Raw genomic sequence first — 20197 nt, 5'->3', positions numbered from 1 at the left:
TCTACCCATGAGCCAAACCATTGTGCTTGCCAGCAATAACGCGGGCAAAATAAAAGAATTCAACCGACTGTTTGATGCCTTTGATGTGGAAGTAAAACCTCAAGGTGACTTCAAAGTGGAAGACGCAGACGAGACCGGTTTAACCTTTATTGAAAACGCCATCATCAAAGCCCGCCATGCCTGCGAAAAGACAGGTTTACCAGCTTTGGCGGACGATTCGGGTATTGAAGTGGACTACTTAAATGGCGCACCAGGCATATACTCCGCTCGTTTTGCAGGCGGCCACGGGGATAACGAAGCCAACAACGCCCTACTACTCGAAAAGCTAGCAGGGGTTCCCGCAGAGCAACGTACCGCACGCTTCCATTGCGTCTTAGCTTTCATGCGTCACAAAGATGATCCGACCCCCATTATTGCCCACGGCAGCTGGGAAGGTCGCATTTTAGAATCTGCAGAAGGGGTGGAAGGATTTGGCTATGACCCTATCTTTTATGTACCCGAAAAAGGCTGCAGCTCTGCAAGCCTGTCCAAAGATGAAAAAAACCAGCTGAGCCATCGAGCGAAAGCTCTAACGCAACTGTTTGATGCGCTACAAGCAGGCAACATTCTGTCATGAGCGCCCTGCCGCCTTTAAGCCTCTACATTCACGTCCCTTGGTGCGTACGTAAGTGCCCGTACTGTGACTTCAACTCCCACCAAGCGGACCGTTTTGAAGAGCAAGGTAAGCTGCCCGAGCAGGCCTACTTGGATCAGCTACTGGCAGATTTAGAAGTTGACCTGCCTTACGTGGCAGATCGCCCCATTCAAACAGCTTTTATTGGCGGCGGCACGCCCAGCCTCATGAGCGCAGATTTTTATTACCAATTAATGGATGCCCTGCGCAGCAAACTGACTTGGGTGGACAATGCCGAAATCACCATGGAAGCGAACCCCGGCACCTTCGAACAAGAAAAGTTCGCCCACTTTCGTCAAGCGGGGATTAATCGCCTTTCCATTGGTATCCAAAGTTTTCAGCCAAACCTGTTGAAAACCTTAGGAAGAATCCACAATCGCGAAGAAGCCTTGCACGCTGTGGATAAGTCACGGGCCGCTGGATTCGATAACATCAACTTAGACCTGATGCATGGTTTGCCGGATCAAACCACCGCCATGGCTCTGGAAGATCTGCAACTCGCCATCGATTTGAACCCTGAGCACCTGTCTTGGTATCAACTGACCATTGAGCCCAATACTGAGTTCTATCGTCGACCGCCCACCTTGCCAGAAGACAATACCCTATGGAATATCCAAGACGAAGGGTTAGCACTACTGGAGCAAAAGGGTTATCACCAGTACGAAGTTTCCGCCAATGCAAAAGCGGGGCGTGAAGCCAAACACAATCTCAATTACTGGCGATTTGGGGATTATCTAGGGATTGGCGCTGGCGCCCACGGTAAAATCACCCTGCCCGATGGGCAGATTTTTCGTACCCGCAAAACTCGCCACCCAAATCATTACCTGAGCAATTTGCCTGAAGCCTTATGCATCAAAGACGCCATTGAGCCAGAAGATTTGCCTTTAGAGTTCATGATGAATCGCTTACGCTTGTTTGAAAGTTTCCCCCTAAAAGCCTTTGAGCAATATGGTTATCGCCCTGTACCAGCCGTGTTAAAAAGCGCCTGTGAGATTGCCGCAACCCGCGGATTATTAAGTGAAAACTTATGGAAAAATGGAATAATAAGCACCACAGAAAAGGGTAAATTATTCCTCAATGAGTTACTCGAACTTTTCTTGCCAGAATAATACTTACACTTACAATAATTTGACATCTAAGTATTTTGCTGTCATTCTGCCTTCCATCAGGTTGTTTTATAGGCGATCTTATATGACAACCTTGAACGTTTTGGCGATTTTTTAGCCAAGTTGAAGTGTCAAAGCTTCTATTTCAATCAGGCCTTTGCCTGTACATGTGCGTCCCTCAGCACACTTTTGTGAATAGTTTTACTCGCTTCGTTAGAGTAAAAGCACAGCGACAATTGGAATGGTTGTTTTTAGGCAGCGTCGAAACGTGACTCTCTCCTTTGCCGTCATTCCAATTGTTACCATCTTAATAATTGGGAGATAAAAGATGAGTAATACTACTCCGCCAAAAGGGCGGGAAGAGTACAGCACATCCTACAAGGTCGGACAGGATAACGTTCAGTTCCTTGGCTTAGATGTACACAATCCAGTCTTCGGCATCAGTGCCCTAATCATTTTAGCCTTCGTTATTGGCTCTATCGTTTTCCCTGGTGACGCCAAAGAGCTTTTAATGGCCGCTCGCGGTTGGTCAATCAACAACTTCGATTGGTTCTTTGCCATTTCTGGTAACCTATTTGTTTTATTCTGTTTAGTCTTAATCGTTCTCCCAATGGGTAAAATCCGATTAGGCGGTACAGAAGCCAAATCCGAACACTCTACGATAGCCTGGTTCTGTATGCTGTTTGCAGCAGGTATGGGTATTGGTTTGATGTTCTGGAGTGTGGCAGAACCTGTGGCTTACTACACAGGCTGGTACGGCACACCGCTTAATGTGGAAGCAAATACTCCTGAAGCGGCTCGCTTAGCAATGGGTGCAACCATGTTCCACTGGGGTCTACACCCATGGGCCATCTATGCGGTTGTGGCTTTGTCCCTCGCTTTCTTCGCGTACAACAAAGGTTTGCCTTTAACCATCCGTTCTGCGTTCTACCCACTTTTCGGTGAGCGTGTCTGGGGTACTTTGGGCCACTTTGTCGACATCCTATCGGTAATTGCGACCATCTTTGGTTTGGCAACATCCCTAGGGTTTGGCGCACAGCAAGCAACGTCTGGTTTACATTTCCTATTTGGTTTACCAAACACGCTAGCCACTCAGATCTGTGTCATCATCGCTGTTACCGGTGTTGCCATTATTTCGGTTGCTCGTGGTCTAGACGGTGGTGTGAAGCTGCTTTCGAACGTTAACATGATCATTGCAGCAGTATTGGCTTTGTTCATCGTGATCGTTGGTCATACGGGTGCCATCTTCGCTGCCATTGGTAGTTTCTTCCTAGGCTATGTTGAAAACATTATTCCTCTAAGTAACTGGATTGGTCGTGATGACCAAACCTTCTACCACGGCTGGACAATCTTCTACTGGGCTTGGTGGATTAGCTGGTCACCATTTGTTGGTATGTTTATCGCCCGCGTATCTCGTGGCCGTACCGTACGTGAGTTCATCATTGCCGTATTGCTTGTACCGACTGCCGTATCCCTTGTGTGGATGGCGATCTTCGGTGGCTCTGCTATCGAGCAAGTAGAAAACGGTGTAGGTGCTCTGTCAGGTGGTATCTCAGAAGTATCGTTGGCCATGTTCCAAATGTTTGAGCAGTTGCCACTTACCTCTGTGATTTCATTTGTGGGTATCGTATTGGTCTTGGTGTTCTTCGTGACCTCTTCTGACTCTGGTTCACTGGTTATCGATGGCATCACTGCCGGTGGTAAGACAGATGCACCTATGTCTCAGCGTATTTTCTGGGCTGTGATGGAAGGTATTATTGCGATTGCCTTGTTGGTAGGCGGTGGCTCCGACGCCTTGACCGCCATCCAAGCTGCGGCGATTACCATAGGTCTACCGTTTACCTTGTTGATGCTGGTTATGTGTGTCAGCTTGTTTATCGGCCTAAAACAAGACCTTAAATTTGTCGGGAAATAATCGTTCCTAACAAATTACCTTCGCAAAGGCGGGCTTAGCTCGCCTTTGTTGCGTTTGGGGAGCCCTTAGATTAGAATTGCTTCACCTCTTAAGGGAGTAATCTTCTTCCTATCTGTGAAGATCCTCTGTCAACATAATTGAGCCTCAAGCTCATGGCAGGAGAGTCCTAGAGCCTTAGCGCTTCGGATTGATGAGACTTAAGACGATGACTTGGCTCAGGTGGGCACAGGTTCATTGTCTTATGTTTAATCGCCCACCACGGAAACACAAATGGAAGCCTTACTAACCTCAATTTCAACTGTCGCACTGGCAGAAATGGGTGATAAAACCCAGCTTCTGGCACTCTTTCTTGCGACACGATTCTCTTCTAAATTTCAAATCGTTCTTGGTATTCTTGCCGCGACTATTCTTAACCACTTAGCTTCGGCATGGTTTGGCGCACAAGTTGCTGACTGGGTGCCTGAAGGTTGGGTAAATTGGTTAGTCGGTGCTAGCTTTATAGCAGTAGGCTTATGGATCTTGATCCCTGATAAGGATGACAGTGAAGAAAGCAACGTTATGAAATCTGGTGCGTTTATTGCGACGTTTGTTCTCTTTTTCCTAGCGGAAATCGGTGACAAGACACAATTGGCCACCGTTATACTTGGGGCTAACTATCAATCAGTACTTTGGGTGACCGTGGGCTCAACCATAGGTATGCTGTTAGCAAACGTACCTGTCGTGTTTGCAGGTAACTGGTTAATGCAACGCATCAACCCGGCGAAAACACGAATCGCTGCTTGTATTCTATTTGTCGTACTGGGTATTAGCGCGATCATTTATCCAGTCATGTAATTACGAGGATATTATGGACATTGAACTCTCGGAAATATTGGACACCCTTTGTGAGTACGCACCGTTTGCGGACCTAAAAGACGAACCCATCTTGCAAGAGATGGTAAAAGACATCGAAATCCAATACCTCCGAGCGGGACAATGGGCCATCGCCCCTGAAGAACGGAATGAAACGTTATTCTTCATTCGCAGCGGCGCAGTAGAGTCCAAGGGCAGAGAGGGCAAGCTACTGCGACGCATGCATGAAGGTGACATCTTCGGATCTTCGTCACTGCTCCGAGGGGGTAAGTCTTCACAAACCATGCGCGCTTTAGAGGACACACTCCTCTATCGCATTCCGGCACGTTGGTTTATTCAGTTTTATACGGATTTCGACGCATTTTCTGACTTCTTTGAAGTATCTCGAGAAGTACGTTTGAAAGCCGCCATGGACAGCCAGTCCTCAGACTTGTCGTTAATGACCTGTCCAATTCACAGTCTCTTACGCCGTCAGCCCATCACCGCTGATCAAAGCGTTGATATTATGACCGCCGCTAACATCATGGCTGAGGAGCGAGTCTCCTCATTACTGATTACCGAAAACGATATGCTGGTGGGCATTTTAACCGACCGGGATTTACGCAACCGAGTAGTGGCAAAGGGTTTGCCTTTCGACACGGGTGTCAGCACCGTCATGACCCGTGATCCTATCTCCGTGGACGCGGGGGATTTTGCCTCTGAAGCCGTGTTAAAAATGATGTCAGCAAACATTCACCATTTGCCTGTGCTCAAGAAAGACCGCCCTATTGGTGTCATCAGCACCGGTGACTTGGTGCAACGGGAAAGCCATGGCTCCATCTATGTCATCAGCGATATTTTCAAACAAGAAAGCATCGAAGGCCTGGTCAGCATCAGTAAAAAAATGACTCACACTTTCACTCAGCTGGTGAATGCAGATGCCAACACACAAATGATCGGCAACGCTTTGTCCCACATTGGCGTCGCATTTGTGAAGCGTCTATTACAGCTGGGTGAGCAACAGCTTGGTCCAGCGCCAGTCCCCTACTGTTTCTTGGCCCTAGGCTCCCAAGCTCGGGAAGAGCAAACCATTAGCACCGACCAAGACAATGCCATGATCTTAAGTGATCGTTATAACGAAGCAGAGCACGGCGATTACTTCCGGGAGCTGAGCGAATACGTTTGTAACAACTTAGACAAATGCGGCTATCCGCTTTGTACTGGGGAGATCATGGCCATGAACCCCAAATGGCGTATGACTCTTTCTCAATGGAAAGAGCAATTCTCTGAGTGGATCCTCAAGCCAAAAGCAGAAGCTCTACTGCATCTGTCGATCTTCTTTGACCTACGGGGCATTTATGGGGATAAGATGTTCGCCAAGCAGCTTAATCGTCACATTCGCGAACAGGCCCAAAGCCACAAAGGTTTCTTATCTGCCTTGGCGCGCAACGCTAACCAACGCACGCCACCGCTAGGGTTCTTCCGTCAATTTGTATTGGATGATGAAGGCAAACAGTCCCGTACCTTTAACCTAAAAGGTCGTGGTATTGCTCCGATTTGTGATTTGGTGCGGGTACATGCCTTGGCACTAGGGTCTTCTAAGCTCAATACCTTCGAACGCTTGGAAGACATCGAAGAAGCGGGGGTGATGCCAGACGGCAGAGCACGAGACTTGATCCTCGCCTTGGAAATGATTGGCATGGTGCGTATCAAAAACCAAAAGTCTCAAATCGAGAACGGTGAAGAACCTGATAACAAGGTTGACCCAGAAACGCTTTCAGCCTTCGAGAAGCGCCATTTGAGGGACGCTTTTAACATTGTTTCGCGTCAGCAAGAGTTCTTGAAATACCGCTATCCAGGGAAGGGTTAGTTCCACATTATGCAATCACCTTATGAAACACCCGATGATTGGCAGGCGACCTTCGCACAGCTTGCCAAAGAAGTGCAAACGCCTGAGCTTAAAGCGTTTTATGAAGCCGGAGCCGCTCGTTTTGATGGCAATCTCCAAGAGGCGCCGCTGGTAGCATTAGACATTGAAACCACTGGACTGGACCCTGATACGGACGACATTGTGAGCATTGGTTTAGTGGATATGACATTGGATCGTATTCCTCTCAATCAAGCCCGCTATTGGCTCGCTAAGCCCCATGGTCCACTGACAGCAGAATCCGTTACCATTCATGAAATCACCCATGAAGAGATCAAGGATGCCCCGCGACTTTCCAGCTTTTTGGACGACGTTTTAGAGGCGATCGCCGGTAAAGTGGTGGTGGTCCATTGCGCCGCTATTGAACGCCCGTTTCTTTATCAAGCGGCACAAAAATACTTCGGTGAGCCATTACTGTTTCCCATGGTAGATACCATGGCCCTTGAGGCGGCCATCATCCACAAACCTTGGTGGAAACGCTTTGGTAGACAACCTTCCGTCCGTTTAGATGCTTGTCGCCAGCGCTACAATCTCCCCCGCTACCGCGCCCATCAAGCCTTGATTGATGCCATCTCTTGCGCAGAGCTTTTGCAAGCGCAAGCAGCACACCACTTAGATGTCGAGCGCCCCCTAAAGGATTATTACTGCTAACCATTCCTCGGTTCACAATAACACGCTAGAGTGCGGGACAACTTTCCCGCACCACTAGTTGGGTTTCAAGCTCCACATCTTTTGACTCACGCAAACCTAAAAAAATCTCCGCGGCAATGCGGCCTTTGGCAACAGTCTGCTGATACACAGTAGTAATGGAAGGATGGAAAGTCTCGCTTTCTGGAATGCCATCGAATCCCACCACTTGCAGATCTTCCGGTACGCGAAGGCCCATTTGCAATGCTGTCTGAAGCGCCGCCAAAGCAATCCGATCACTCATGCAAAGTAATAACTGAGGGCGATTAGCCATGGTGAGGGCTTCTCTAGCCGCTTGATAAGCCAACTTATGATCGTTATGGGGAATGTTCCAGATCAACTCTGGAGGCAGCTCTACTTGAGCTTCTTGCAAGGCCCTGCGATAGCCCGCCAGACGCTGAATCGAGATTGACGCCGCCGCATCAAACAGCTCGTCATCACGTATGCGACACACTCGATCCGTTTCTAATAAGGCTAATCCCAATATCGCAATATGCTCAGGCTGATGCACTAGAGCATGCTTGGCAATGTCGTAGGCGCCCTTTTCATTGGTCACATTCACCGATGGGGTGCCGGGAATGGCACTGTCGACCGTAACCACATTTTTGCGCGCATCTAACCAAGGCGCACTATGGTACTGCTGGGGCTTGTGTCCATAGACGATAAAGCCATCCACCATGGACGACTGCATGCGCGTTTGCACATCCTGCTTGGCTTCTGTCGCGGACAACAGCAGCATGTTGTAATCATTGGCTTCAAAGACTTCCGCCATACCTGTAATAAACTGATTGGCAACCGGATCAGACAGGGAATAACTCAGCTCGTCCGATAGGACTATCCCCACAATCCCAGTACGCCCAGTACGCAAGCTCCGAGCCGCCGCATTGGGGCCGTAATAGCCCATCTCTTCACACTGCTTCAAAATATTTTCGCGCAGCTCAGCAGACAGCTGATCAGGACGATTAAAGGCGTTAGAGATGGTCGCGGTGGACACATTCAGATGCAAGGCAACGTCTTTGAGGGTGAGTTTTTTTATTGTCGTTTTCATATCAACCTGCAATACAACTCGACGGGTAAACAAAGCGCCCCAACTCATCTGTTGGGGCGCAAAAGGGCTAGCCTAATACCCCATAAAACGCTTGGTAAGGCGGTAATGACACAGTACTTCCAGAGATCGAAGCCGTGAAGCCATGACCCGTGAGTGGCTCAGACACAGCCACAGATACTTCTGCAGTGTGGTGGTCACCTGTCATATTTAGCACGACCAAGACCCGTTGCCCTTGGTATTCACGCTCAAACGCCACCAGGTCATCATTGGCTACGTCGATTAAAGTCAAAGCGCCATTCACTAGGGTTGGCTGGTTTTGGCGCCATGCCATCAAGCGACGCACCTTATGTAATAGGGCCTCTGGGTCCGCTTCTTGCTCCGCCACACTCAGTGGTAATTGCGCCGCGGAGACTGGCAACCATGGCTCCACGGTAGAGAAGCCACCAAGAGGTGATTTGTCCCATACCATGGGAGTACGACAGCCATCACGGCCTTTAAACACTGGCCATAGAGGAATGCCATAAGGGTCTTGGATGCGCTCAAAGGGCACTTCTGCTTCAGGTAAGCCTAGCTCTTCCCCTTGGTACAAGCACACACTGCCGCGCAAGGATAAAATCAGCGCCATGGCCACCAATGGGTAAGCTCTCGGATCTTCCCCTTTGCCCCAGCGGGAGCGGGAGCGCTCTACGTCATGGTTCGACAGGGCCCAACATGGCCAGCCATCCCCCACAATCTCATTCATGTTGGCTAAGACTTCACGGATGTAAGCCGGTGAATGGGGCTTGTTCAAAAAGTCGAAGGTGTAAGCCATATGTAGCTTATCGCCACCGGAGGTATATTCCGCCATGCGTTTGAGAGGGAAGTCGTCACCAATCTCACCCACCGTGGTGGTGCCTGGGTATTCATCCATCAAAGCCCGTAGCTCTTTGAGGAAGTCCAAGTTTTCCGGACGGCTCAAGTCATACACGTGACGCTGGTAAGTGTATGGATTGTCCTCTGGTGCGCCTTTGGTTTTTGGCTCACCCGGCGGCACTGGTGGGTTGTCTTCCAAGCCTTGACTATGGAAATAGAAGTTCACCGTATCAAGACGGAAACCATCCACCCCCAAATCGAGCCAAAAACGCATATTATCCAAGTGGGCTTTACGCACCACTGGATTGTGGAAGTTAAAGTCCGGTTGGCTTTCGAGAAAGTTATGCAAATAGTACTGCAGACGACGGCTGTCCCATTTCCAGGCACTGCCTCCAAAGATCGACAGCCAGTTATTTGGCGGAGAGCCGTCTGGTTTTGGGTCCGCCCAAACATACCAGTCCGCTTTGTCATTGGTCTTGTCCTGACGGCTTTCTTCAAACCAAGGATGCACGTCAGATGAATGGCTGATGACCTGATCCACCATGACCTTAAGATTCAAAGAGTGAGCCTTGTCGATCAGAGCTTTGAAATCCTCCAAAGAACCAAACATAGGGTCAATATCACGGTAATCACTGATGTCGTAACCAAAGTCTTTCATCGGTGAAGTAAAAATCGGCGACAGCCAAATCGCATCGACCCCTAACGAGGCCACATAGTCGAGCTTCTGTGCAATGCCCGCAAGATCTCCAATGCCATCGCCATTGGCGTCCATAAAACTGCGCGGGTAAATCTGATAAATCACCCCGCCTTTCCACCAGTTCAGATCGGTTGACATAACACCATTCTCCAAAAAATTGGGTGCTGAGATAAAAGACTCAGCACCGGTCATCAATCATGCATCACATGACCGCTAGTCGCGGCGGTATGTGTTCTCTTGTTCATCAAACAAATGTAGGGCTTCAGGCTTCGCCGCTAAGCGCACTGGGTCGCCCTTTTCGATTTTTAGGGTACCCGCTTGCTTTGCAATCACCATGCCTTCTACTCCAGGTACCGCCACATATAGCAAGGTGGCTTCCCCCAAAGACTCAATAAAAGACACTTCCCCAGCCAACATCGCCCCCTCGTCCTCAGCCACAACGTCCAGATGCTCGGGACGAACACCAAAGAAAGCCGTCTTACCCTGCTCTGAACTCTCGGTGGAAATCGGTACAGTGACAGTCTGCTCTGATGCCAAGGTCACAAGGGTTTCACTGCCCGTAGAAGCGATCTGACAAGGCAGGATATTCATGGCTGGAGAGCCAATAAACTTCGCCACAAACACGTTTTCAGGACGTTCATACAAAGCGAGCGGTGAGCCTACTTGCTCGATGTTGCCAGCGGATAACAGCACGATTCGATCCGCCAAGGTCATGGCTTCCACCTGATCATGGGTCACATAAATCATGGTGCTGTCCGGCATGCTTTCTTTTAAGTTAGCAATCTCCATACGGGTTGCCACACGCAAAGCTGCGTCTAGGTTCGACAAGGGCTCATCAAACAAAAAGACTTTAGGACGGCGCACAATCGCACGACCAATGGCCACCCGTTGACGCTGACCGCCGGATAAGGCTTTGGGTAAACGGTCCAAAAACGGCGTCAATTGCAGCATTTCTGCTGCTTTACGCACCTGTTTGTCGATTTCCGCTTTGTCTTCTTTGGCGATCTGTAAGCTGAACGCCATGTTGTCGTATACCGTCATGTGCGGATACAGGGCATAACTTTGGAACACCATAGCGATACCGCGTAGAGAAGGCGGCACATCGTTCACCACAGTCCCGTCGATCTCCAAGGTGCCACCGGAGATTTCTTCCAGACCGGAAATCATGCGCAACAAGGTGGATTTACCACAGCCAGAAGGCCCAACAAAAACGATAAATTCGCCCTGTTTAATATCTAAATTGATGTCTCGCATGACCTCCACTTGGTTTGCGTAGACCTTTTTAACATTGGTTAGCTTTACATCTGCCATGTCTATTGCCTCTTTTCGCGAGCGCTCTGGGCGCTTCGCCATTCAAATTCGACGTTATTTAACGGATCCAGCCAATAAGCCACGTACCAGATAACGCTGTAATCCAAAGAACACACATAAAGGAACTATGATGGTGATAAACGCCGAAGCGGTGAGAATCTCCCAGTTGCCACCACGGGAGCCCAACAATTCACGCAGCTGTCCCGTCATTACCAGCTGATCTTCGTTGTTCCCCAAAAACACCATCGCAATCAGCAAATCGTTCCATACCCAAAGGAATTGGAAAATGGCAAAAGACGCCAACGCAGGGAACGACAGAGGTAAAATAATTTTGCGGAAAATGTCGAAATCCGAGGCACCATCTACCCGAGCAGATTCAATAATCTCGCTCGGCAAACCAGCGATATAATTGCGTAGGAGATAAATAGCCAAGGGCAAACCAAACCCCGTATGGGCAAGCCAGATCCCCACATAGGTTTTCGCTCCTACCCCTAAAAACTCCCCGATTACATTGTAGGTTTTCAACAGGGGAATCAGAGACATTTGTAATGGCACTACCAACAGTCCCACCACCGCAGCGATCAAGAGCGCACGACCGGGGAACTTCATCCACGCCAAGGCATAAGCCGCAAACGCTGCGATCAGAATAGGGATAATGGTCGCAGGGATGGTCACCGTCAGGGAGTTAATAAACGACTTGCCTAACCCTTCTGCTCCCAACACCTCACGATAGTTATCCAGGGTGAAACGGGGTGGCACTTCTGCCGTATAGAAAATCCGCTGACCACGGCGACCACTCATTTCTTCTTCCGAAGAAATTAAATAATCCCCGTTCGCCATCACCTGTAGCTGAATACCACGCTTCAGTGCCACGGTTTCCCCTGCAGCATAAGCCTCTGGCTCTAACGAGCTGCTACCGAAGCGAGTGATTTTCGCAGAATGATCTGAGCCATCGCCAAGCACATTGCCTCGAATCACCCAAAGATTGCCTTCTTGGGTTTGCGCCTCTGCTGAGGCGGCACGCTCCACGAGACGTTGCTCTGAGGTTGCTAGCGCCGTCCACCAGCCTGATGTAGACAACTGATCTTTATCGCGAATGGAAGAGACAAACAGCCCCAAAGTAGGGATGGTCCAAATAATCACCAATAGCAATACCGTCACATGGACCACTGCGGTTAAGGCAGAGCCTTTCTTTGAGATCACCATATTAGCGGCCCTCCATTTCAGCGTTGGCACGCTTGATGTTCCAAACCATGATAGGGATGACCAGCACCATGATGACAATGGCTACGACCGCGCCACGACCAAAGTCACCGCCCCCGCGGAACATCCAATCAAACATCTGGTTCGCCAGCACCTGTGTCCCCCACTGACCGTTGGTCATGGCCAATACAATGTCGAATACCTTGAGTACCAGAATGGTTATGGTGGTCCATACCACAGCGATAGTGCCCCAGATTTGCGGCACCATGATCTTAAAGAAAATCTGCACTCCGCTGGCACCGTCCAACACCGCGGCTTCGATGGTTTCGTCAGGAATTCCCCGTAGCGCCGCAGACAAAATCACCATGGCAAATCCCGTTTGGATCCACACCAAGATGATCATCAAAAAGAAATTGTTCCAAAATGGAATCGTAATCCACGCCTGAGGCTCGCCACCAAAGGCCACCACCACAGCGTTTAACAAACCGATCTGTGGGTCATCGCCACTGCGGTAGTCGTAGATGAATTTCCAGATCACCGATGCCCCGATAAAGGAAATCGCCATAGGCATAAAGATCAAACTCTTGGCGATGTTGCCCCACCAGACGCGATCGGTCATGGTGGCGATGACTAAACCGAAGAAGGTCGCCATGGTAGGCACAAAGATCAGCCATAACATGTTGTTTTTGAACGACTCAAAAAACTCGTCACTGCCAAACAACCACACATAATTGCTAACACCGACGAAGGCTTCCCCAGTGCGATCGTAAAAAGACAAGCGAAACGAATCGATTACCGGATAAAACAAATAGAAGGTTAAGATCAGTACCGCTGGCCCAAGAAACAACCAAGGTCGAATGCGGTTACTGATACGAAGGTTACGAGCCACCACTTCTGGGGGGCGGTTCTTCCCTGGAAATATCATGTCTAATAAGGCATTAGAGCCATAAAAGTATGCTGCGCACGCAAGCACGCCTAAGATCATGGTCACTAACGCTGTCGCGAGCTGTCCCATTGTCTCTCCAATACATCGCAAAAGAGGTTGTGAAAGGGTTAATCAGAAGCTTGGAGGCTCTTCAGAGCCTCCAAGGTATGGCGTGCTATTTCAGCGCATCCCAAGTTTTCTGGATGCTATCAGCCACATCTTTAGCGTCCTCACCACCGGCATAATCGACCATGCCCGTCCAGAAGGAACCAGCGCCGATCTTACCTGGCATGAGGTCCGAGCCATCAAAACGGAAGGTCGTGGCGTCATGAAGGATTTCCCCTTGTTTACGAGCGGTTTCGGTCACGTAAATGTCTGGGTTAACCTTGCCATGGGGAGACAGGAAGCCTGTTTGCGCCATCCACAGTTCATGGGCGATGGGTGAACGTAGGAAGTCGATGAAGGCACGGGCACCTTTAGAATCCGCCGTAATGGCTGCCAAGGTACCAGCACCCAATACGGGATTACCTAGATCTTTGGCTTCATAAGATGGGAAGTAGAAGAAATCCGCATCCAAGCCCACTTCCACCTCTTCTGGGAAGAAGGCTGGAATGAAAGACGCTTGGCGATGCATGTAACATTTTGGAGGGGACGCGAATAAGCCTTTAGGGCTATCACGGAAGTCCGTAGAAGCCACAGCCCCTGCGCCACCATCCACGTAATCGTCATTGCGGGCAAACCAGCCGAACTCATTGATGGTTTCTACAATACGAGGGTCGTTGAATTTCACCTCATTGGTCACCCACTTATCGTACACATCCGCTGGCTGCAAGCGTAGTAACAAGTCTTCAACCCAGTCTGTTGCCGGCCACCCAGTAGCCGCGCCGGAACCAAGACCAATACACCAAGGAGTGCCGCCATCAGCCACAATCTGTTGCGTCAGAGCCTTCAGCTCTTCCATAGTTTCAGGCACGTCATAGCCTGCATCATCAAAGTTGTCTGGAGAGTACCAGACCAGAGATTTCAGGTCCGCACGGTAGAAGATACCGTAAAAGTCTTGCTTGCCTGATGCGTTAGTGAAGGTTGCTAAATCTACCCAGGATTGTCCCGCGGCATAGTCATCTTGAATGCCCTTCTTAACCGTATCAGACAGAGGTGTTAGGAAGCCTTTAGACGCCAAGTCAGCCGCTAACCCCGGTTGCGGGAAGATGGCAATGTTAGGGGCACTCCCAGCTTGGGAGTCGATCACAATCTGCTGTTCAAAGGAGTCCGAGCCAGCGTAACTTACGTCTGCGCCAGTGGCTTTTTCGAAGTAGGCAATGACTTTATCAAAATGCTCTTTTTCTTGGCCCATCTAAGGACCAAACACCGAGATAGACTCGCCTTTAAGGTTAGTAGATTTCAGCGCTTCATAGCTGTCCCAGTGAAAACGCGTGTCTTCACCTGGGGAAAACAGCAAGCCATGATCGGCTGCTTGTGCAAAGGGTGCAGATAGGGTCAGGGCGATGGCCGCAGACAATAGAGACTTATTCATTTCCACTCCTTGTTGGCCATGAGTGACATGACCATTATTGTTATTCTCAGCTAGGACTGAACGACTTTGGCAACTCTTAAAACGCTTCTTTAAGGATTAAGAATTGAGGAAATTATTGTCAAAGAATGAGCCCACATCAAGGTCACTTCATTCTTAAATTCGACTTAAATACAGTACAACTCTAGAACAAGTCTCAGAAAATGCGATCAAAGAAGTGATTCTTATTAACTTAAGAACTGCTTAATAAATACCCAAAATCTCTAAAATTCATCTAAAAAGATCAATTTAGTAGGACAATAAAGGAAGCGTTCGCAGCCTATAAGACCAGGAAACACGTGGCGGGAATACAAGGGGAAAACAAAAAAGCCCGCTGAGAAATCAGGCGGGCTTAGGCAGAAAGACCATCGAAGTGGCTTCTTAATCGTTTAACAATTATTTAGAGCGATGCCAATCGCGTGTTGGCCTGTTCAAGATTTGGAAGGGATGGGTAGGCACCTACTTTGGTCACCGCATCGGCACCACAAGCCACTGCAAAACGGATACAGGCTTCCAGCTCCTCTTGTGAGAAATTTTGTAGTGACCCTCGGTCTCCGCCACGCTCCGCCAATTGATACAACAAGCCCCCCACGAACGCATCACCTGCTGCCGTGGTGTCTTTCACATCCACTTTAGGTGCCACAACCTGACCTTGTCCTTGACTGCCCGCGTAGTAGCGCACTGGCTCGCCACCATCGGTTAATACGAACAAAGACACGCCTTTGGACAACAGCTCATCAATCAATGCAAAAGGATCTTCTGCCAACACAGCAAGCTCCTCTAAGCTGGCCTTGATCACGTCCCCCTGCTCCATCCAATTGATCACACGAGCCTTATCTACTACATGGTCTGGCCAAAGGTTAATACGTAGGTTTACATCAATGCTGACAATCCAATTGGCGGCTTTTGCATGTTCAATACCTGCCAAAGTGGCTTGTGTCACTGCCGCTTCCGTAAGGGTATTTGAGCAAGTGTGGAATACCCCGGTTGGCTCACTGAACCAGGCTGCTTGAAAGTCGTCCGCACGGAACAACATGTCTGCAGATGGATTACGGTAGAATTCGAAGCTGCGTTCACCTGTGCTGTCTAAGCTCACAAACGCTAATGCGGTTTTGGCTTCTTTGGTCATCAACATACTGTCAGTGGCCACACCATATTGCTCTAAAGAGGCTTTCAGGAAGTGACCAAACGCATCATCACCCACCTGACCTGCAAAGTGGCTATTGCCACCTAAACGCGCCACTGCAACCGCTACGTTGGCTGGCGCACCACCAGGAAACTTGGTAAACGTCTCAAGACCGTCAAGGCCGGTTTCGCCATTAGAAAGGAAGTCGATTAGGGCTTCACCAAAAGCCATTACCTTAGTCGTCATCGTGGATATCTCGCTATTATTGTTACGAACAATTAATCAGTATGGTCATTTAAGAGCGCTACCGCTAGCTTCTACTATTCGGTTACACTGCTCTTTTAAAACCTCAGAACTGTATTATCTACTTCATTGGTTAACAAACGGTTTCTTGCTAGACTCTTTGTTTAATCTGCTCACTTTATCGCCAGACATACGAATTATGACAAAAACCAAACGCATCTATGTCGTAGACGACGATGACGAAATCCGCACACTGCTTAAATCCTACTTGGAAAAAAACCAATATTCAGTGCTGACAGCGGATACTGGCGAAGCATTTTTAGAGAATTTTGACCCAAGCTTGGGGGTCGATCTGGTCATATTAGACGTCCGTTTGCCTGGGGCAGACGGCTTTTCTGTGTGCAGTTCATTACGTACCGTTTCCAATGTGCCAGTGATCATGTTGACCGCCAACTCCGACGAAATGGATCGTATCATTGGCCTAGAAATCGGTGCCGACGATTATTTGGCAAAGCCTTTTAACCCGAGGGAATTGCTGGCGCGTATCAAGGCCATCCACCGCCGTATGGAACACGTTGAAGCGCCGGAACCAACACCTGAGCCGATGCCTCAACCCTACCGCTATTATCGCTTTGCGCAATTTATACTGGACACCCTGACTCGAGAACTCTGGGTCGACGGGCAAAAAGAATCCTTAAGCGGCGCCGATTACAACTTACTGATGCTATTTGTCACCAATCCTGGGGCAGTTTTGAGCCGTGATTACATTGCTGAAAACACCCGTGGTCGTGACACCACACCACTGGATCGTTTTATCGATGTGCACGTGAGCCGCTTGCGCCAGCGTTTACGGGAAGACGCCCGCCAGCCGCAATTAATCAAAACCGTTCGAGGGCAAGGGTATATCCTGACGGCACAAGTCGAAGCCAGCGACCATGGCACCTTCTAAACGGATCAAACGCTGGTTACAGTCCTTAACGGGGCAAATCGTCATCATCATGACTGTGGGGGTGGCCGCGGCACAGCTCATTGGCTCGTCCATTTGGCTCCACCAAGTGGAAGCCGATACCCGCCAAAATGTACGTGAAGTGTCTAAACACATGGCGTTTCGGATTGCCGCCACGGTCAGCTACTTTACTTCTTTGCCACAAAACTACCGCCACATCGTCATCGATCAATTACAGGATATGGGGGGAACACGCTTTTTCGTCACCCTGAATCGAGAAGAGATCGCCATCAACCCGATTCCAGATTCCCCTCTTAAAGACATCGTTAAGCAAGAAGTGCAGACTACTTTGGCCCAGCAGCTGGGGATTCGTGACGCCAAGATCGCTTTTTCCAGCCCTGAAGACCTGCATGTGATCAATAACAATACCCGCTTGGTGGATTTACCTGAACGTTGGGGACACCACAGCCTGTTGGTAAAGCCTCTAACTCCCCCCATCATAGTGATTCAAATCCCTATTAATGATTCGGATTGGCTGTACTTGGCGAGCTTGATGCCAGACCCTTACTTTTTGGAAGAAACCTCCCCCCTCAGTCGCGACCGTATTTTTTCGCTGATCATTTCCGTAACAACCGTGCTATTACTGACATTGTTGATTCTACGTCGCACCACTCGCCCATTAGCGATACTCGCCCGGGCGGCGGAGCGTTTTGGTCAAGGGGACTTTAAACCCCTACGTGAGGAAGGTGCCCTAGAAGTTCGCCATACGGCTCAAGCCTTTAACGACATGCAAGCCCGTATCCAGCGCTATTTAGATGACCGAGAGCGGTTATTTGCATCCATTTCTCACGACCTTAAAACCCCCATCACCCGTTTGCGCTTACGGGCAGAAATGCTCGACGAAGAGCCTGTTAGGGATGCCATGGTAAGGGATTTAGAAGATCTGGATATGTTGGTAAAAGGGGCGATTCAGAGTGTTAAAGAAACGGACATCCACGAAAACCGTGTCGAAATAAATGTCATGCGCTACCTCAATGACATTCAGTCCAGCGCCAACCAACGCAGCGAAACAGTGCTGCTCAATGGCACCTTGAAGCACCCCTTTATTGGCAAACCCTTGGCCATACGACGTTGCTTAGGGAACTTGGTGGACAATGCTTTGTTCTACGGTAAACGTGCTCATATTTTCGTGGAAGACAGTGAAGACGAACTGAGCATTCGCATCTGTGATGATGGCCCTGGGATTCCAGAAACCAAGATCAACGACATGTTCCAACCCTATACCCGTCTTGCCTCCAGCGACAGTTCTCGTCCAGGCAGTATGGGCTTGGGGCTCAGTATCGCCCGCAACATTGCCCGAGCCCACGGTGGCGAAGTCATGCTTCGCAACCGTGAGCAAGGGGGTCTTGAGGCACGACTGTGGCTACCCCGCCACTGAAGCTTCCTTCTTTGCTAACAAAGCATTGATGTCCTGCTTCATCAGAGGCTTAGAAAACCAATACCCCTGCCCTTTGCGGCAGCCTTGTTGATAAAGATGTTTGGCTTGGGCTTCAGACTCAATGCCTTCTGCCACCAAATCAAAATGCAAACCACTGCACAAGAAGATAATCGCCTGAGTAATCATAGGATCAGAGAGCTGTTCCACATTATCTTCAGAGACAAAGCAGCGGTCGATCTTGATACGATCAATGGGCAAAGTCTTCAGATAACGCATGGACGAATAGCCGGTACCAAAATCATCAATGGCAATTTTCACCCCTAGATTTCGCAAAGCATTCAAGGAATAAAAACTGGCCACGCCACTGTCCACGAACACTTCTTCGGTCAACTCAAGAATGAGAGAACCAAGGGGCAGATCATACTGTGCTAAGAGATCAATGACCTTTTGCTCAAACTCAACATGGCGCAAATGCCGCGGGGAAATATTTACCGACATCGTCAAATCATAGCCAAGATCCAACCATTCTCTTAGTTGAGAGCAGGCTTCCTCCAGCACCCATTCCCCCAATTGCGCCGTTAGCCCCACTCGCGCTGCCTCCCCAATAAACTCATTAGGCATGATCAGCTCGCCAGTGGATAAACGCCAACGCACCAAAGCTTCGACACCAACGATTTCGCGGCTTTCTAGATCAACAATAGGCTGGTAATGGAGCTCAAACTCGTTATTACGCAGGGCTTGTTGTAAGCCATTTTCAACGCGTGTCTCCCGCTGTAACCGTGCCTGCAGCCCCTCGGTGAATACCAAATGATGGGCGGCGCCGAGCTTTTTACACTCGTACAGGGCCATATCCGCTTTACGCATTAATTCGGACACGGTTCCCCCTTGATCTGGGTAGACCGCAATACCCATGCTGGCAGAGACTTCCAAATGCTTACCGTCCAAGGCTGCCGGGCGCATGGTTTCTGCTAATACCTTTTCGGCCACGTTGTTTAAGCTGTCAATGTCGGTGACATTATCCAGCAACAAGGTGAACTCATCCCCCCCGATGCGTGCGACAAAATCACTCTTGCGAATCGCCCCTTGAATACGTTTACCCACCAAAGTCAGTAGCAAATCTCCCACATGGTGACCTAGGGTATCGTTGACGTTTTTAAAACGGTCCAGATCCAAAAAGACGATGGCAAGACGACTTTTATTACGCTTCGCCCGGGCAATCGCCAGCTCCGCATGTTCTTCAAAGATCAGACGATTGCCCAAACCTGTCAGAGGGTCACGTTTGATCAGCTGGGAAATTTGCTGTTCGGCCCGTTTGCGTTCAATGGCATGACGAATACTGCGTTCCAATAGTCCAGCGGTTAGCTCGTCTTTCGGGATAAAGTCTGATGCGCCTAATTGCATCAACACATCGTCTAGCTCACTGGCATCCCCACCGGTCAACACGACAATGGGAGACTCTAGACCGATCAGCTTCACATGTTTAAACAGGTCAGCAGCTGTGTGGCCGTTTAAGAAATAGTCCGCCAAAATGACGTCGTAGTGGCCCTCGATCAAAGCCTGTAGCGCCGCCTCAAAACTGGACACATGATGCAACTCGAACTCCGAGCGAGTTGCTCGGCTTAAGTAGGTCCGAAGTAAAATGTAGTCCTCTGGATCATCTTCAATCACCAAAACTGACAAGGTGTTTTTTTCCATAATT

Annotated in this window: 17 protein-coding genes; 8 read left to right on the top strand and 9 right to left on the bottom strand. The window is 49.4% G+C overall.

Features of this window, described 5'->3' with window-relative positions:
* The first annotated feature begins 7 nt into the window (after window positions 1–7).
* The 6 genes from rdgB (at window position 8) to ACZ5DR_RS06100 (ending at window position 7103) form a co-directional block, all read left to right on the top strand.
* A complete protein-coding gene (rdgB, locus tag ACZ5DR_RS06125) occupies window positions 8–616 on the top strand; it encodes an RdgB/HAM1 family non-canonical purine NTP pyrophosphatase (protein ID WP_377366000.1) in 609 nt (202 codons plus the stop codon).
* Window positions 613–1782, top strand: a complete 1170-nt coding sequence (hemW, locus tag ACZ5DR_RS06120) for a radical SAM family heme chaperone HemW (protein ID WP_377366001.1) — start codon at window positions 613–615, stop codon at window positions 1780–1782. Before rdgB ends, hemW begins: the two co-directional genes overlap by 4 nt.
* Window positions 1783–2107: 325 nt before the next feature.
* The gene (locus ACZ5DR_RS06115) at window positions 2108–3694 is read left to right on the top strand and encodes a BCCT family transporter (RefSeq protein ID WP_377366002.1); all 1587 of its coding nucleotides are present in this window, start codon (window positions 2108–2110) and stop codon (window positions 3692–3694) included.
* Between the two features lie 270 nt (window positions 3695–3964).
* Complete coding sequence (locus tag ACZ5DR_RS06110) at window positions 3965–4528, top strand: TMEM165/GDT1 family protein (RefSeq protein ID WP_377366003.1); 564 nt, start codon at window positions 3965–3967, stop codon at window positions 4526–4528.
* Window positions 4529–4541: 13 nt separating this feature from the next.
* Window positions 4542–6395, top strand: a complete 1854-nt coding sequence (locus ACZ5DR_RS06105) for a DUF294 nucleotidyltransferase-like domain-containing protein (RefSeq protein WP_377366004.1) — start codon at window positions 4542–4544, stop codon at window positions 6393–6395.
* Window positions 6396–6404: 9 nt separating this feature from the next.
* Entirely contained in the window at window positions 6405–7103 is a 699-nt protein-coding gene (locus ACZ5DR_RS06100) for a 3'-5' exonuclease (protein ID WP_377366005.1), read from the top strand.
* A 25-nt stretch (window positions 7104–7128) separates the two neighbouring features.
* Here ACZ5DR_RS06100 and ACZ5DR_RS06095 read toward each other — a convergent pair whose 3' ends face one another.
* The 8 genes from ACZ5DR_RS06095 to ACZ5DR_RS06060 all read right to left on the bottom strand — a co-directional run bounded on the left by ACZ5DR_RS06095 (window position 7129) and on the right by ACZ5DR_RS06060 (window position 16117).
* Window positions 7129–8187 carry a LacI family DNA-binding transcriptional regulator gene (locus tag ACZ5DR_RS06095; protein ID WP_377366006.1) on the bottom strand — a complete coding sequence of 353 codons (1059 nt, stop codon included), beginning with the start codon at window positions 8185–8187 and terminating at the stop codon, window positions 7129–7131.
* Window positions 8188–8254: 67 nt separating this feature from the next.
* Complete coding sequence (locus tag ACZ5DR_RS06090) at window positions 8255–9874, bottom strand: alpha-glucosidase family protein (RefSeq protein ID WP_377366007.1); 1620 nt, start codon at window positions 9872–9874, stop codon at window positions 8255–8257.
* Between the two features lie 75 nt (window positions 9875–9949).
* On the bottom strand, window positions 9950–11047 hold the full coding sequence (locus tag ACZ5DR_RS06085; RefSeq protein WP_377366008.1) for an ABC transporter ATP-binding protein: 1098 nt from the start codon (window positions 11045–11047) through the stop codon (window positions 9950–9952).
* Window positions 11048–11101: 54 nt separating this feature from the next.
* Window positions 11102–12253, bottom strand: a complete 1152-nt coding sequence (locus ACZ5DR_RS06080; RefSeq protein WP_377366010.1) for a carbohydrate ABC transporter permease — start codon at window positions 12251–12253, stop codon at window positions 11102–11104.
* 1 nt (window position 12254) lies between these two features.
* Window positions 12255–13265, bottom strand: coding sequence for a carbohydrate ABC transporter permease (locus ACZ5DR_RS06075; protein WP_377366011.1), 1011 nt, complete (start codon window positions 13263–13265; stop codon window positions 12255–12257).
* A gap of 85 nt (window positions 13266–13350) precedes the next feature.
* Window positions 13351–14529, bottom strand: coding sequence for an ABC transporter substrate-binding protein (locus ACZ5DR_RS06070; protein WP_464543879.1), 1179 nt, complete (start codon window positions 14527–14529; stop codon window positions 13351–13353).
* A complete protein-coding gene (locus ACZ5DR_RS06065; protein ID WP_464543878.1) occupies window positions 14530–14709 on the bottom strand; it encodes a hypothetical protein in 180 nt (59 codons plus the stop codon).
* Window positions 14710–15145: 436 nt separating this feature from the next.
* Window positions 15146–16117 carry a carbohydrate kinase family protein gene (locus ACZ5DR_RS06060; RefSeq protein WP_377366013.1) on the bottom strand — a complete coding sequence of 324 codons (972 nt, stop codon included), beginning with the start codon at window positions 16115–16117 and terminating at the stop codon, window positions 15146–15148.
* Window positions 16118–16313: 196 nt separating this feature from the next.
* Here ACZ5DR_RS06060 and ACZ5DR_RS06055 point away from each other — a divergent pair, with 196 nt between their 5' ends.
* Both ACZ5DR_RS06055 and ACZ5DR_RS06050 read left to right on the top strand, forming a co-directional pair.
* Window positions 16314–17063, top strand: coding sequence for a response regulator (locus ACZ5DR_RS06055; protein ID WP_377366014.1), 750 nt, complete (start codon window positions 16314–16316; stop codon window positions 17061–17063).
* A complete protein-coding gene (locus ACZ5DR_RS06050) occupies window positions 17050–18498 on the top strand; it encodes an ATP-binding protein (protein WP_377366015.1) in 1449 nt (482 codons plus the stop codon). The genes ACZ5DR_RS06055 and ACZ5DR_RS06050 overlap by 14 nt, the downstream gene beginning before the upstream one ends.
* Here ACZ5DR_RS06050 and ACZ5DR_RS06045 read toward each other — a convergent pair.
* Window positions 18484–20193: an EAL domain-containing response regulator gene (locus tag ACZ5DR_RS06045; RefSeq protein WP_377366016.1), complete on the bottom strand. Its 1710-nt coding sequence runs from the start codon at window positions 20191–20193 to the stop codon at window positions 18484–18486. The two genes, ACZ5DR_RS06050 and ACZ5DR_RS06045, sit on opposite strands and share 15 nt — an antisense overlap.
* Between the last annotated feature and the right edge of the window lie 4 nt (window positions 20194–20197).

It is taken from the genome of Marinomonas vaga (assembly GCF_055388305.1).
The sequence above is the reverse complement of the archived record's forward strand: the minus strand, read 5'-3'. Positions and strand labels throughout refer to the sequence as shown.

Bases quoted from the DNA above. Each gene is read 5' to 3' on its own strand.
- ACZ5DR_RS06090 (WP_377366007.1), bottom strand. From the start codon at position 9,874: ATGTCAACCGATCTGAACTGGTGGAAAGGCGGGGTGATTTATCAGATT.
- ACZ5DR_RS06095 (WP_377366006.1), bottom strand. From the start codon at position 8,187: ATGAAAACGACAATAAAAAAACTCACCCTCAAAGACGTTGCCTTGCAT.
- ACZ5DR_RS06070 (WP_464543879.1), bottom strand. From the start codon at position 14,529: ATGGGCCAAGAAAAAGAGCATTTTGATAAAGTCATTGCCTACTTCGAA.
- hemW (WP_377366001.1), top strand. From the start codon at position 613: ATGAGCGCCCTGCCGCCTTTAAGCCTCTACATTCACGTCCCTTGGTGC.
- ACZ5DR_RS06115 (WP_377366002.1), top strand. From the start codon at position 2,108: ATGAGTAATACTACTCCGCCAAAAGGGCGGGAAGAGTACAGCACATCC.
- ACZ5DR_RS06050 (WP_377366015.1), top strand. From the start codon at position 17,050: ATGGCACCTTCTAAACGGATCAAACGCTGGTTACAGTCCTTAACGGGG.
- ACZ5DR_RS06060 (WP_377366013.1), bottom strand. From the start codon at position 16,117: ATGACGACTAAGGTAATGGCTTTTGGTGAAGCCCTAATCGACTTCCTT.
- ACZ5DR_RS06100 (WP_377366005.1), top strand. From the start codon at position 6,405: ATGCAATCACCTTATGAAACACCCGATGATTGGCAGGCGACCTTCGCA.
- ACZ5DR_RS06055 (WP_377366014.1), top strand. From the start codon at position 16,314: ATGACAAAAACCAAACGCATCTATGTCGTAGACGACGATGACGAAATC.
- ACZ5DR_RS06075 (WP_377366011.1), bottom strand. From the start codon at position 13,265: ATGGGACAGCTCGCGACAGCGTTAGTGACCATGATCTTAGGCGTGCTT.
- ACZ5DR_RS06085 (WP_377366008.1), bottom strand. From the start codon at position 11,047: ATGGCAGATGTAAAGCTAACCAATGTTAAAAAGGTCTACGCAAACCAA.
- ACZ5DR_RS06105 (WP_377366004.1), top strand. From the start codon at position 4,542: ATGGACATTGAACTCTCGGAAATATTGGACACCCTTTGTGAGTACGCA.
- ACZ5DR_RS06065 (WP_464543878.1), bottom strand. From the start codon at position 14,709: ATGAATAAGTCTCTATTGTCTGCGGCCATCGCCCTGACCCTATCTGCA.
- ACZ5DR_RS06110 (WP_377366003.1), top strand. From the start codon at position 3,965: ATGGAAGCCTTACTAACCTCAATTTCAACTGTCGCACTGGCAGAAATG.
- ACZ5DR_RS06080 (WP_377366010.1), bottom strand. From the start codon at position 12,253: ATGGTGATCTCAAAGAAAGGCTCTGCCTTAACCGCAGTGGTCCATGTG.
- rdgB (WP_377366000.1), top strand. From the start codon at position 8: ATGAGCCAAACCATTGTGCTTGCCAGCAATAACGCGGGCAAAATAAAA.
- ACZ5DR_RS06045 (WP_377366016.1), bottom strand. From the start codon at position 20,193: ATGGAAAAAAACACCTTGTCAGTTTTGGTGATTGAAGATGATCCAGAG.